Genomic DNA, 14,578 nt, shown 5'->3' on the forward strand with positions numbered 1-14,578 from the left:
CACCACCACCGCGTCTGCGTCCGCCGGTAACCTCCCCATCCATTTGTACAAAAAAAGGGCCGCCCCATTCGGGCGGCCTTTTTGCGTCTCCCTCGGCTGGGCAATCCTCTTCTCCTGATTCGGCAAACTTCTGCAAATATCTACCAAACGGGTTGCTCCCTCTTCGCAGGCAGGCGGCTACGATCACCCTGGTATCGCAATGATTCCATTGACCTAATCCACCCACTTTCTGCTGAGGTTATCTGAATGGTGTTACGCCGGTTTGCCTGCCTCCTCCTAAGCCTGTTGCTGCTGCCTGCCGTCTCCCGGGCCGACGCTCCCTACGTTCACATCACTCCCTCGAATCTTGTCTTCCCGACGACGAGCGCCAGCTCCACGAGTGCCCTGCAAACAGTCGTCGTGCAAACCAGTACGCCGATCAGCTCCATCGTGGTGACGGGCTCGTTCGCGATCGATTCGACCTCCACCTGCTCGACCGCCACTACGCCAGACGAACAATGTTTCATCTTTCTAAAGGCCGCGCCCACCCCGGCCGGCGCTCTGAACGGCACTCTTACTCTGACGATCGCCGGGACGGCCTATCCTGTCGCCCTGAGCTTTCCCCCTCTGGCCTCGGGAGCGACGAATACCACCATCAGCAGCTCCGGCGCGACCGCACCCTACACCCTCACCGGAACCGTAGCGGGCTCGCGCGGAGCAGCCTCCCCCACCGGCAACGTCTCCTTCGTCGACACCACCAATAGCAACATCACGCTTGGAACCGCAACACTGAGCCATACCTCTCTGACCTATGCCCTGAACACCTTCTCGCCGCCACCCACGGGAGATCAGCCCGAAGCGATTGCCTCCGGCGACTTCAACGGCGACGGCAAGCTGGATATCGTGGTTGCCAATGGCGGTACTCCGGGCTGCGGCCCCGCCCTCGGGTTGGCCTGCCCCAACTCGCTAACCCTGGAGTTAAGCAACGGAGATGGCACCTTTACTTCTTCGACGATCAACAGCGTCAACTTTCCCAGCGGTTTGGCTGTAGCTGACTTCAACGGCGACGGCAAGCTGGATATTGCTGCAACCGACGGCGCCGAGAGCACGGTCACAATCCTGCTCGGGAAGGGTGACGGCACCTTCACCAAAGTAGCGACGCCCGAGCCGACCGGGAACTATCCCGACCAGGTCGCGGCCGGAGACTTCGACGGCAACGGCAGGCCAGACCTCGCAATCATCGGAGGAGATACCGGGTCTACCCTTACGGTGCTCTTCGGCAACGGCGACGGCACCTTCACCGCGAGGCCGACTTCCTTCACTCTGGACGGCTATGGCAACTCGCTCGCGCTGGGAGATCTCAACGGCGACGGAAAGCTCGACATAGCCGTTTCAGTGAGCGCAAATTCCCCCGGCGGCTCTTCCTCCATCGCCATCTTTCTCGGAACCGGGACGACCACCTTCAATCTGGGCACGCCGATCAGCTCCGCGGGCATGGGTAGCGACGGCAGCTTTGGGGCTCTCGCACTGGGCGACTTCAACGGAGATAAGAAGCTAGACCTGATCACTTACCTCATCGACGATGAGGACACGATGAACATTCTGCCACTGCTTGGCAACGGCGACGGCACCTTCAAAGCTCAGACGGCGATCGCGACTAAGGATGACAGCTACGAGACTTCCTTTGGGGTTGGCGATTTCGACGGCGACGGCAAAGCTGACTTCTCGATGGCCAGCGACACCCACTTCTCGGTCTTCCTCAGCAACGGAGACGGAACCTTCAAGACTCCCGTCAGCTTGACGGGGGCCGACACCGAACCCAGCTATCTTTCCCAGGTCGTCGGCGACTTCAATAAAGACGGGCTGGCCGATATGGCCATCGCCGACGGCGACCTGAACGAGATATTCCTCGAGATGAGCAACCTGACCGCCACAGCCACTGCAACCTTGACGGGCGTCTCGGTCCCCGGCAGCGGGGCGCACGCAGTCAGCGCCACCTATGCGGGCGACGCCAACTTCACTGCCAGCACCTCGGCCACTACGCCTCTAAACGGCGCGTTGACCACCACCACGCTCAAGCTCAGTTCAAGCGCCAGCAGCTCCACCTTCGGCACGCAGATCGTTCTGACCGCGATCCTCAGCCCCTACACCACTCTGGGATTGAAGACCGACGGCGAGACGATCATCTTCTACAGCGGTACCACCAGCATCGGCGTGGCCACGCTCTCCTCGGGCGTGGCCACGCTCAACGTTACCTCGCTGGCCGTGGGCACTGACTCGGTCACCGCGAAGTACGCGAACGACAGCAACTTTGCCGCTGCAACCTCCAATACAGTCTCCATCACTGTCTCGGCGGCGACGGCAACCCTGACGGTCTCGCCCACGAGCCTGACCTTCCCCGCCCAACTCCAGGGCACGAGCAGCACCGCGCAGACCGTGACGCTGACCAACTCCGGCACCGCAGCAGTCACCATCAGCAACATCGCCATCACCGGCGACTTTGCTAAGACAACTACCTGCGGCACCAGCCTTGCCGCCGCGGGTACCTGCACCATCAGCGTCACCTTCACCCCGGCTTCAGCCGGTGAGCGCACGGGCACCATCACCATCACCGATAGCGCCAGCGGCTCGCCGCACATCGTTGCCCTGACCGGAACGGGTACGGGCTTCAGCCTATCGCCCACCTCCACTACTCTAACGATTGCGACTCCCGGCGGCACGGCCACCACGGCGGTCCAGGTCGCCAGCGTCAATGGATTTACCGGTACGGCCAACCTCACCTGCGCGGTTACATACCAAGGCACCGGCACTCCAACCAGTGCGCCAACCTGTGCTCTCAGCCCAGCGTCGGTGCCCCTCTCAGCGACCGCGCCGGTCTCCACCACTCTGACCATCTCGTCCACAGCGGCTAAAGCCTTGGCTGCTCCGCTGGAGCTATTCCGGCGCTCGGGCGTGGCCTTCGCAGCGCTCCTTTGCCTGGGTCTGATACCTCGCCGGTATCGTCGTCGCCTGGTGCTCCCGGTGCTTTGCTTCTTTATGCTGGGCGCGACCATGGGGTGCGGAGGAAGCTCTTTGCCTGCCACACCGACGACGCCAAGCTCCACCGGCACAACCACAGGCAGTTACAAGGTGATTGTGACTGCGGCGAGCGGCAGTTACACGGCTACATCCACCATTATGCTCAACGTGCAGTAAGCACCTAAACCTTAACTACGAATGGCCGCCTATCCCTGGCGGCCATTCGTGGTTAAATCTCCGAGGGCCGCCTCTTGCTCACCGACTTTCATCACAGCGACAAAAGAAGTTGGCACGCTATACGGGCGGCATTTCGTCGAATCACCATTTGCGAAAAATGAGCGAAGCGTTGGTTCCACCGAAGCCATAAGAGTTGGTCATCGCGTACTCGATCGGCAAGCTCATTCCCTTGTCACGAACGAGAGGAAGCGTACACTCTTCATCGAGATCGTCAATATTGGTCGTCGGAGGCGCAATCTGGTCCTGCAATGCGCATACGATAATGCCAGCCTCCAGGCTGCCCGCGCCGCCGAGCAGGTGCCCGGTCATCGACTTTGTAGAGCTGACACGGAAATCCTTCACTTTGCCAAAGACCGCAGTGATCGCCCGCGCCTCCGCAAGATCTCCCAGAGGAGTCGAGGTCGCGTGTGCGTTCAGATATTGAATGTCATCCGGACGAAGGTTCGCAGATTCGAGTGCAAGCTCCATTACCCGACGAACACCGCGTCCATCTTCCGGCGGAGCGTTAGTGTGAAAGGCATCAGAGTTGGCAGCGTAGCCAACCAGCTCTGCGAGTATCGTGGCTCTCCGCGCTTTCGCATGTTCAAGCTCCTCAAGGATCAGTATTCCAGCGCCTTCCCCAACAACAAAGCCATCGCGATTCATATCCCACGGGCGAGATGCTTTCGCGGGGTTGTCATTTCGAGTAGAAAGAGCCCTCATTGAAGAGAATCCAGCGACAGAGAGAGGAGTAACCGCTGCCTCGCTCCCTCCACAGATCATCACATCTGCATCTCCACGGCGGATGACATGCCACGCTTCTCCAATGTCGTGGGCTCCCGTCGTGCAGGCAGTTGCACACGTTATATTCGGCCCAGATGCGCCGTAGCGAATTGATATCTGTCCTGCAGCTAGATTGGCAATCGTAGCAGTGATGAAGAACGGTGATACTTTGTGAGGACCTTTCTCCATCAGCTTGCGGTGTTCTCTCTCGATTACCTCGAAGGCGCCAATTCCGCTGCCGACATGAACTCCAACTCGCTCCGCATTACCTGCGGTGATCGAAAGACCGGATTGAGCCATCGCTAATTCGGCGGCCGCTAGCGCGAACTGGATGAAGCGCCCCGTCTTCTTCACGTCTTTGCGGTCGATGTACCTCTCAGGCTCAAAGCCCTTGACCTCCCCTGCGAACCGGCAGGCATAGCCTGACGCATCGAACAACTGAATGGGCGCTATGCCTGACTCGCCAGCAAGAAGTGCACTCCAGGTTTCTTCAGTGCCAATCCCAACCGGACTGATGAGACCAACTCCCGTGACGACTACTCGACGATTATTTTCCATGGAATCCTGCAAATCTCCTTCGAGAATCGAAGGCTGTTTATTGGTAACCGGCTGTCAGTGGGAGAACGTCTCCAACAAACTGTCCAGGTCCCTGTTTAGATGCTTTACCTGTTTCAGCCCTATTTGTTTCTCAAACTTGCGTTGCGCCGTTTGCCATTTTGGCAGAGCAGACTTAAGTGTTTTTGCGCCCTCCGGAGTCAGTCGAACGGAACGAGTCCTACGATCTGCTCCAGAATCACTGGCAATGTATTCCAACTTCTGCAATGGAATCAGATTGCGAGTGAGCGTGGTGCGATCCATGTTCAAGGCTTCCGCAATCTGAGAGATCGATTTGCCCTGATGAGCCGCGATGGTTGCGAGTAGGCCGAACTGGCCAATACTGATCCCGCACTCGGCCAGGAACGCGTCATAGTTGCGGGACAGCAGGCGGGCGGCTTGCCTCAGCCTGTAGCAAGTGCAATCCGGCAGTAAACCAAATGTGGCGTGCTGATTGACCACTTTAAGCCTCCTTTTTCATAATAACGTGCAATTACACGTATGGGTATACATATCGAATCGAGAGAATCGTCATGAGATGCGGTAATGGGGGGCGCGCTGCAACCGTCATATCTCTCTGACAGAACCAATTTGAGATGCCAGTTGCTATGGATGAGCTGTAGTTTGAAGCTAATACCGTCCTTATTCTGTTCTTTTCCCAGTTTCACAAAATAAGCAAGATCGAGTGACGCTGATTCGACGGTAGCTCCCCGCTAATCTTGGCAATGGTTTCGCGAGCAGGAACAATAGTATCTATCGATCAAGCCGGTCTACATATTGCCGCCAGCGGATAGACTCCCACAGATAGCGCAGTCCCTCCACGAGATGAAAACGTAACCGAAACAGGACAAAATACACTTGCCTGCGATACCGAACGAGGCGCGCCAATAGAGACTCGTTCGACGAGCCATGCGCGATGGCCGGCGGCAACCGCCTGGGCAATAACGCCTGACGCAGCGACCGCTTTGCCGTCAGGCCTACACGCTCGAGTTCCTGCTGTAGTAGTAAGTAGAGTTTGTCACCGGGATGGCTGGCAACGACGGAGCGACGGCCATACCTTTCGACCCATAACCGTATCCGAACCGGTAGCCGGTCGACCGTCCAGCAAGTAAACTCCTCCGGAGCAAAGTCTCCCATTGTCTGCGAGGTCAACAACGCAATCACGCCCAATCCGACGGAGGCCCGCAGGTTATCTTCAGCGAGCTTTCGTAGCTCACGCCAGAAGCCTCTATCGTGATACCGTGCCAGGACATGCCGACGAAACTCGATCAAATGAGCAGTGCGCCAGAACTCTCCACACACATGCTTGTAAAGGTGCATTCCCTGCCCCAAGAATAGATCGACCGGATGAAGAACCGGCATAAAGACACCATGAAAGTAGAGCTTCTCAGTGCGAGCGAGGAGTGAAGCCTCTCCCAAGTCGTCCGCCTCCAGGTGCAGTTCCACGCAGCGATGAGAAGTGGGCTTGTAAAGGTCCTTCAGCGAAGCCTTGCCGGGCTCGCTCGACTTGAACTCCCAGCTCCTGCCGCTGATAGCCTTCAGACGAAAGCCCCTGCCCTCCAGAATCCGCCGCGCCTCAGGCGCGTTCCGAGCAGAGATCAGAAAGTCCAGATCCAGTTGCGAGCGCAGCTCCGGCCTGGGCACTGAGAGCGGCCACAATGAAAACCCCTTCAGCGCTGCATAGGAAAGACCGGCGTTCTGAAAACCTAGTTGAATCGCGGTCGATTCAGCGATCATGCCGCCGGTGCGCTCCGTATTGTCGAACAGATTCTGTTGTAGACGCGCCAACACCACAGGCGGAAGCACATCGCACCGCTCCACTTGCGTTAGGCGATCGAGGAAGTACAGTGACGTTCCGCTGGTATCCAGCCACGTCAGCAGCGATTGCCATTTCCTGCTGGAAAGGTTTCGCAGCCGCTCGCACTCCGCGGGCATAGGATCGCAGAAGATGAGCAAAGCGGCCTCGCGCAGTTGCTGTGCATGGCTCAGAGGATAGCTCTCAGTATTTGTATGCAAGCGTTGCATAGACTCAGCCCCGATCCTATGTAGCCCTCGGCTTGAGGATGTCATAGCGCTATAAGCCGATTGTCACTACTTTGTCGTGGCTCATCAAAAACGTTCTTGTGATGAACACTGCACCTACACCTTCGGATGAAGGCTCTTGATCTTCTCGATAGCCCACGCCAGCAAGTCAGCATTCGCCGCACCAGCCTTCTGCATCGTCCGCAGCGTCTCCAACGACTCCGTATCCCCTTGCCAGGCCACGATCCGAATCGCCCGCTCACGGATCATCGGCTTCTCGCTGCCAAGAGCCTTTCGCACGTCAGGCAACACGGCTTTCCCGGCCTGTACCAGCATCCACTCCGTACGATCCGCCATCTGGCTATCGCTTGACCCCAGTGCATCTATGGCTGGTTGGGCCTCCGTTCCAATCCTGTCCCATAGCTTGAATCCAGCCACCACGCTGTCAAGCTGTGTGAACCCCTCATCTGACTGGAACGCCAACTCCTCCAGCACCCGAATCGCATCCGGCCCTTTCAGCATGGAGAGCGCCTGCACCATCTTCATCTGACTGCGGAAGCGGCTCGTGATCTCGTCGATTTCTGGCTGCGTCAGTTGAGGTTTGCCACGCCGTTCATAGTCCTCTCCCAGCTTCAACGAGGCTTTCATCTCTAGCCGCATCTGCCTCGAAATGGGCCCGAGCGCCACCTCTGGTTGGTGCTGAGCTAAGGCCAGCGCTGCCGCTCCACGCACGGCCGCGGTCTCATTCGACAGCAGCGGCAATAACGCCGCTGCACTTACATCACCGGGAGCACGTACCAGGGCCATCAGTGTCTCCTGCAACACGCGCGGGTCTTTGTCCGCTAACAGCGGCAATAGCATATTCGCGGGAGCGTGGAGCATGCCCAAGGCCCAGGCAGCATTGGCCCGCACATCCTGATGATTCGATCGCAGGGCCTCGGCAAACACCAGGACGGGCGTCTGCGGTCGTGCCGTTACCAGGGCCAGCGCCGCTGCTCGAGAGACATTATCGTCGGCATTCAGCATCCAGCGAGCGAAGCGCTCCTGGAGAGGAAATCCACTATACTTCGACAGCGTCAGAATAGCCTTCGCTCGCGACAGGCTCTCCCCGGAACTCGCCTGAACCTCCAGATCATTGATCTTCCGCTCTACCGGACGCCCTACCGCATCCGCGCCCAGCCGTGGGTAATCCACGTTGATTCCATCCACTCCCGCGGCCACGGCGGCCTTCATGCTAGCCAGATCCAGTTGGTGATCATTAGCGGAAAAGTTCGTTACGACTGCCTTGCCCTCGTGGTGATATGCCTTTACCTGCTCTGCCGTCACTCCAGGTTGTACCCACGCCGTCCCGGTACCCACATCGGTCGCCGCTGGGTAGAGTTGTTTCACATCCGCCCACTCACCATTGAACTGAACACGCTCCAGCATTCCCTCGCGCTGCAGCAGCGACAGTACATCCGCTCCCGTGCCCTTCGTCTTCATATCCACAACCAGCCGGATATCCATCTTGCGAGCCAGGCTCAGTGCATCTTCAAACCTGACGATTCGCATTCCGGTGAATCGGTCGCCCATCCATCCGCCGAGATCACGCATTTGCAGATCACCGTAGTAGGTCTTCTCCGCTTCTCCTATGCCATCCGTCAGACGTTCCAGAACGCCGTCATGGTTTAGCACCAACTCTCCATCCAGCGTGCGCCGCACATCGAGTTCCACGACGTTGCAGCCCAGCAAAGCCGCCTGTTCCAGCGACTCCAGCGTGTTTTCCGGCACGTCCTGGTTCGCCGTACGATGGCATAGAAGCTGCACTCCACCCGGCTGCAGAGCCTTGGCCTTTACCGCGGCAAACGTCATCACAAGTAATACAGCGCAGACTCGTTTCATCCCTCAACCTCGATTCCTTCAAGCGAACCAACCGCAGTCTGTGGCTGCGTCGGCAAGCGACGATCCATGGGACCGACCAGTAACCAGAACAACATCGACACCACGAAGGCTAGTGCCGCAATGCCCATCAACACATGCGGATATCCAAAGCGAACAAACAGAATTCCTGCTTCTGCTGTAGCTCCCGATGCGATTACGGCATTGCAGAACAAGGCCCCCGAAGCCGCCGTGCTGCGTTCTTCGTCCGGCACCTTGCTCATCAGCAGGTTGTACAGTCCGGGGGCGCTCATCCACTGCAATGCAGAGAAGCTCAGGTAGAGTCCCACCGCCAACTGGGTATTGCGTGTTGCCGCCAGGCATCCCAGGGTCGTGGCTGTGGCAATCTGTGTCACGACGATTCCGGGAACCATCCCCAGACGGCGAAATAACACAGGCGTCAGCAGGCCAACAAAAAATTGCACAACCTGGGCCAGGGAAAAGATCAGCCCAATGCGCGACATCGGAACATGCAGATCCTTCGACAGGTAGACATTGGCGAATGGCGTGAATGCCGCCAGCACTGCCGTCCATAATGCCATCGCCGGCAGATAACGCAGAAGAAAAGGATGCGGCATCCAACGTTTCCGTTGACGCGCCTGCGCTGGCTGTTTCTCTTGCCTGGGCACAGGCATCTCCAGACGCAGCACCGCCGCCAGCCCCATCGCGGCGATGCCGCAGGAAGCCAGCAGAATGATCCGTTTCACCTCGACCGGCTGCAACACAAGTCCGATCATCTTCAGCCACTGCTGCAGGTAGCCGCACACAATGCCACCCAGGGTGGCTGTACCGATGCTCACCGAAAAAATCAGGCTGAAGGCCGAGGCGCGATTCTCTTCTGTCGTAAGCCGTGCCAGCGCGGGCAAAAAGCACACGCCCCACAGGCACATGGCCAATCCGCTCAGAAAGGCCAGGAGAAGCTGTGCGTTCTCCCACACGATTATTACGCGCAAAGCGCAAAGCACCGTAGAGGCGATGAAGCAGGCGATCATAAGCGGACGAATCCCGATCTTTCGTGCCAGCACGCCCGCAGGCAACGTTCCCACCACCGAGCCCAGCGTCGCGGCTCCGCCGATCAATCCCATAGACCGCTCGTTGAAGTGAAAGTCCAACAGATAGAGGTTGAAGAGAAAAACGTAGACCGAAAATCCAAAATCAAAAAAGAATGCGGCCGTGAAAAATATCCAGAAGCCACGGCCCAGCTTCTTCTCCCGCAGCCACGCGGCAGGACTCTTCCAGAAAGGAGTTCCTTTCCGGTCTCCCGCTTGTGGCAGCAACAGTTCCACTATCGTCCCTCCCGGACCAGCCGTTGCAAACGCTCGATGCCCCAGTCCAGATCGGTGTAGCGAAGCTCGAAGATCTCGGCTTCAAGCAACCGATCGATCGTCTCATTGTGCTTCTCGCGCATCTCCGGCATCCCATAAAACACCTGCTGCATGGCATACCGGGCTACGTCTTTTCGGTAGGGCCGGAGCTCAGGTGAACCTCCTGAGTGCCTGTTCACAAACACGATGTAATCCACCTGTGCCGTGGGTGCGCAGGACATATGCGGCAGATTAGCAGTTGGCAGCTCTATCGAAGGCTTGCCCGCGGCCCGTGGCGTAATTTCCAGTCCATTCAGTTCGGGAAACAGCTCCGCCGTTGCCGGACGAAAGCGCACACGATAACAATCGCCTGTCACCATGCGGTCTTTGCGGTCGTTGATCACAAAGCTTCCGTCATCCGAAATATAAGTCCATCCCGCTCGAGCGCACGCATAGGAGAGAGTTGACTTGCCAGCGCCAGAGTCGCCGCACAGCAGCACGCCTCGTCCATCGAGTGCGACGCAGCCCGCATGTACCGGTGTCGTAAATCGCGTAGCAACGTGGGTGGCCGGCGTGCCCAGGAAAAAATAGCCTGCGTAAAGTCTGCTTTGGAGCGCCGCATGAGAGATCGTAATCTGCGACTTGGTTCGCTGCAGATCGCTGATGCAGTAGTTGTCACCATCCGCGACTCCCAGAAGCAACGGCTTCATGAAGCGGTATACCGGAGCCGGTGGGCACTCGGTTGAGCTTCCCTCCACTACATGGACGTCCGCCAGAATAGGCTCAGTGTCATGCTGTTTCTCAAACTTCCCCCAGAGGTCTTCCATCATCACCAACACCTCGGCGGAGTTGCTCCTCACCTCGGCAGGAAAGCCAAACGGATAAAACATCTTCGTCAATGGAAGCTCGGGAGCATCTATTTCGTGCCTGGAAAAATCCAAGGGCTGAGACTTTTCGCACGCTGTTTCGATCTCTTGAATCGTCATCATCGCCTTACTCCACAGTTGAAACAACTGGGCAACGCAGAGGTTTTCCCGCACTGCCCCAATCTCTCTGGTTAGAACTGATACTTTGCCCCGAATTGAATAATGCGGGGATTGGTCACAGTCGACGTGATTTTGCCAAACGTTGAACTGGCAGACGGATTCACCTGCGTGGGATCTGTATAACCCAGGCTGGTATTCGGGTTGGCGAACTGCGGTGTGTTTGTCAGGTTGTAGGCCTCGGCCCGGAAGCGGAAGTTGCTTCCACCCTTAATTGGGAACAGGCGCTCGACTGCTATGTCCAGGTTGTGCTGTCCTGGACCACGCACAATACCTACACCACTGTTGCCGAAGTCCTGGTCGGCAAGGCTCGTCCCATTCGGAGCCTCGGGGGCGCGAGTAAATGCAGCCGAGTCCAGATAAGTGTTCTGCACGCGAGAGAACAGCGATCCGTGTGTCGAAGGATTCTTGCCCGTCCGCTGGGCTCTAACCTCACCTGACAGCAACGCGTATACGGAGCCTGCATTGCCGTCGAACACGCTTAGCGGAATACCGGCCTGGAATACACCAATCCCCGAAAATGCCCAGTCATTTATCAGATAGCGAGCCAGCATCGGAGCCTGATTGAGCTTCGGTGTCTGCCAGGTGAAGTTGAACACTACGCGCTGGTCGCGGTCGTCTCCAGCCAACCCGTACGATGACAATAGATTGTGCTGATCGTTCGTCGACAACTGGAGCTCGAAGACATCCGTTCCAGTCTCGTTGGCGACCTCATCCAGGTTCTTCGACCAGGTATAGCTCCCCTGGAACTGAAATCCGTGTTGCATGTGTCGAGTAACACTCACCTGCAACGCGTTATAGTTTGCGACGAAGATCGAATCCGTAAACAATGATCCTTCGCTCACACCTTGAATGGGCATACGGGTAGCGGCATTCGCAATGGAGTTCGTCGTCTCACCGTTCACAGGATTTTGAGGACTTGCCAGCGAAGCCTGATCGAACTCTATCTGCCCTGACCTGTGGTTCGAATTTGTCCCCACATATCCCACTTCCAGGAGATACTTGCGCCCCAGCGCATACTGCACGTTCAGGTTGTACTCGGTAGTCTTGCCATCGCGCATGTTCGGGTTCGTACCTTCAATGAACGGAGTTGAGGTCGGTGTGCGCGGCGTGAAGACGGGATAACTCGAATTGGGCAGTACGTGAGGTACAAAGGGATGCTGCAAAGTAGCCGTAGCATTCTGACTAGCCGAAAGAATCTGGAGAGACGCAAATGGCGGTTGAGTGAGGGTCTGCTCCGCAAGATTGCCAGAGTGCTCGTCAAAGTAAATACCGACGCCACCACGAACTACCAACACCGGCTTGTCCGTCACCTGCCACACAAACCCAAATCGCGGAGAAACATCTCCAAGCGGTGTTTTATAGAGCCCGGGGAACGATGTCTTCTCCACTCCGTCAGGCACTGATCCTGAAAAGTTTGACGGCATGGTAAATCCGCTGAAGGTACCTGCTATCGGAACCGGTCCCGTTGAGGCGATGTTGGCGTTAAAGTTTGCCAGGCGTCCGTCTATTTCTATCGGTGCGCCGAATATCTCGTAGCGGAGACCGGCATTGATCGTCAGCCGTTTCGTCAACTTGATATCGTCCTGCACAAAGCCGCCAAAATCTGTATAGCGCTCGTTTCTGCGGAAGATGCCTCCACCCGCCGTAGCGCTCGTCACATTGCTCAATCCTGCGGAGCTTCCGTTCTGCGCCGCGCTCTGCCCCACCAGAAAATCGCTGAAGGTTCCAATCTGTAGCAGACCGTCCGTTTCTACCGGCTGGTCTTCATCCACCTCGTGCCGCTTGAACTCCACGCCGAAACGCGCATTGTGGCGGCCGTGCGTCCATGAAACGGTGTCCTGGTAGATAAAGGAATTCGTAACCTGCCACTGCGAAGGAGTCCCCGCATCGCCGATCATGAGTCCGCCCGCCCAGATACCTGGAGCGTTGGTGCCCGGTCCCACCATACCAGTCGGAGTGTCTATCCCAATGGCTTGCGCCGTAAGCGGATTTACTATGCTCGAATTTCCATCGAACCGCATGTAGCCAAATCGTGCGACGTTCAACAGGTTCGAATTGACGACGTGCGTATCCGTCAGCACAAACATCGTATTGCGGGCCAACTGCTGTCCGCCCCAGCCTGGAACATTCGCAGCGTTCGGCTCAAACGCTTGTGACTGGGTCGCACGCGAATAGAAAAATCGCCCAGCCAGAGTATTTTTCTGACTTAGTATCTGGTCAATATTCGTCGAAAACTGATTCTCGCGGAAGCGCCCCGGAATAGAAAACGTCGACTGCCCCATAGCCATCTGGTCCGACGCATCCGTGCCTGTGTTAGGCAAGGCTATCTGTGGGTTAGGCACGGCCAACTGCCCATTGGGAAGCTTGGCATTGAGTACTGCGAGTGCTACCGGATTAATGTTCGAGCCATTGCATGCAACCTGAGCGCCACCGGCCTGTGTAAGATATCCCGATGCAGGTTGCCCCATATTGTTCAAATGCCCGGCGGGACAGAACAAAGCACCCAACGCCGCCGCGGATCGGTCGGAGGTAAGAAGCGGATAGATCGCTGTGATCTTCGAGCCTGGACTCAGACCATTGACTTCGGTCAAGCCCTCGTAACCCACAAAGAAAAATGTCTTATCGCGTACGATAGGACCGCCAAGCGTCCCACCGAACTGATTATGCTTCAGCTCAGATCGCGGCTGTCCAGCCTGCTTAAGGAAGAAGTCATTCGCATTGAAGATATTGTTACGGACAAACTCCCAGGCACTGCCATGCAACCTATTGGTGCCGCTCTTGCTCACCATATCGACGTTAGCTCCAGTGCCGCGTCCATATGCAGCATCGAAGTTTGCGGTCTGAACTCGAAACTCCTCAATCACATCCGGCGCGGGAATGGCCACGCCGACCTCTGAGGTATTGGCAATGGCGAACGAGTTCTCTACCAGATTATTGGCGTCAACCCCATTGAACTGAAAGTTGTTAGCCGTCGGGGTTGCCCCATCCGATGCTACGTTCTGCGACCCGGTTCCCATCAGTGTAGCGTTCGGAAGATCTACGACCACGCCTGGAGACAACCCGAGAATCTGGGTGAAATTGCGATTCGAAAGTGGGAGTGCCTGGATTGCTGTATCGTTCACCAGACCTCCAAGCGTTGAGCTTTCAAGCTCAGCCACTTCCGCATCGTTCGTAACCTGCACGCTCGCGCTCGTCGTAGCAATCGCCAAGAATACGTTCAGCGATGTCGTCTCGCTCACCGTCACCTCAATCGCGCGAGAGGTATGAGGCGCAAAACCAGACGAGGTGACCATGACCGAATAGTGTCCCGGCTGCAGCAGTTGTACGCGGTAAAAACCCTCAGCCGTTGTCGTCACTTTTCGGGAGGCGTGGGTTGCTTCATTCACCGCCTGAATCTCGGCATTTTGCACGATGCGTCCCGCCGGATCGTACACAAGGCCCGAGATTGCGCCTGTGCCGGGCGTCTGGCCGAAGGTGACGCCCACCGGCACCAGGAGAAAGAGCGCAAACACAGCAAGATTATTGAAAAACTTCACGTGTACCTCTGAAAGTGACATCTTCGTTGACCATCCAAGCGTAAGGAAGAAAGGTCGCGAGCTTGTCACTACTTTGTCCACGTTTTGTCAGTATTTCTACAACATGGTTCGGCATAACCAATGCCTAAACACGTCCAATGGAAGAATCGCCTGCCGTCGGAAT

The 14,578-nt window shown here is 57.1% G+C and carries 8 protein-coding genes; 1 reads left to right on the plus strand and 7 read right to left on the minus strand.

Translation table 11 applies throughout. The annotated features are described in order from the left end of the window. Nucleotides 1-246 precede the first annotated feature (246 nt). The gene (locus FTO74_RS09525; RefSeq protein WP_162537938.1) at nucleotides 247-3,174 is read left to right on the plus strand and encodes an FG-GAP-like repeat-containing protein; all 2,928 of its coding nucleotides are present in this window, start codon (nucleotides 247-249) and stop codon (nucleotides 3,172-3,174) included. A 141-nt stretch (nucleotides 3,175-3,315) separates the two neighbouring features. Here the strand turns inward: FTO74_RS09525 and fabF are convergent, their stop codons facing one another. The 7 genes from fabF to FTO74_RS09560 form a co-directional block, all read right to left on the minus strand. Beyond that, the gene (gene fabF, locus FTO74_RS09530; RefSeq protein ID WP_162537939.1) at nucleotides 3,316-4,554 is read right to left on the minus strand and encodes a beta-ketoacyl-ACP synthase II; all 1,239 of its coding nucleotides are present in this window, start codon (nucleotides 4,552-4,554) and stop codon (nucleotides 3,316-3,318) included. Nucleotides 4,555-4,608: 54 nt separating this feature from the next. Further along, entirely contained in the window at nucleotides 4,609-5,052 is a 444-nt protein-coding gene (locus tag FTO74_RS09535; RefSeq protein ID WP_255462596.1) for a MarR family winged helix-turn-helix transcriptional regulator, read from the minus strand. Nucleotides 5,053-5,343: 291 nt separating this feature from the next. After that, a complete protein-coding gene (locus tag FTO74_RS09540) occupies nucleotides 5,344-6,660 on the minus strand; it encodes a nucleotidyltransferase family protein (protein WP_345934235.1) in 1,317 nt (438 codons plus the stop codon). 69 nt (nucleotides 6,661-6,729) lie between these two features. Next, nucleotides 6,730-8,493: a glycerophosphodiester phosphodiesterase family protein gene (locus FTO74_RS09545; protein WP_162537940.1), complete on the minus strand. Its 1,764-nt coding sequence runs from the start codon at nucleotides 8,491-8,493 to the stop codon at nucleotides 6,730-6,732. Beyond that, entirely contained in the window at nucleotides 8,490-9,815 is a 1,326-nt protein-coding gene (locus tag FTO74_RS09550; protein ID WP_162537941.1) for an MFS transporter, read from the minus strand. The genes FTO74_RS09545 and FTO74_RS09550 overlap by 4 nt, the downstream gene beginning before the upstream one ends. Beyond that, entirely contained in the window at nucleotides 9,815-10,822 is a 1,008-nt protein-coding gene (locus FTO74_RS09555; RefSeq protein ID WP_162537942.1) for an aldolase, read from the minus strand. Before FTO74_RS09555 ends, FTO74_RS09550 begins: the two co-directional genes overlap by 1 nt. Before the next feature lie 68 nt (nucleotides 10,823-10,890). Then, entirely contained in the window at nucleotides 10,891-14,415 is a 3,525-nt protein-coding gene (locus FTO74_RS09560; protein WP_255462597.1) for a TonB-dependent receptor, read from the minus strand. Nucleotides 14,416-14,578 lie beyond the last annotated feature (163 nt).

Source organism: Granulicella sp. WH15, assembly GCF_009914315.1.
Lineage (GTDB): Bacteria > Acidobacteriota > Terriglobia > Terriglobales > Acidobacteriaceae > Edaphobacter.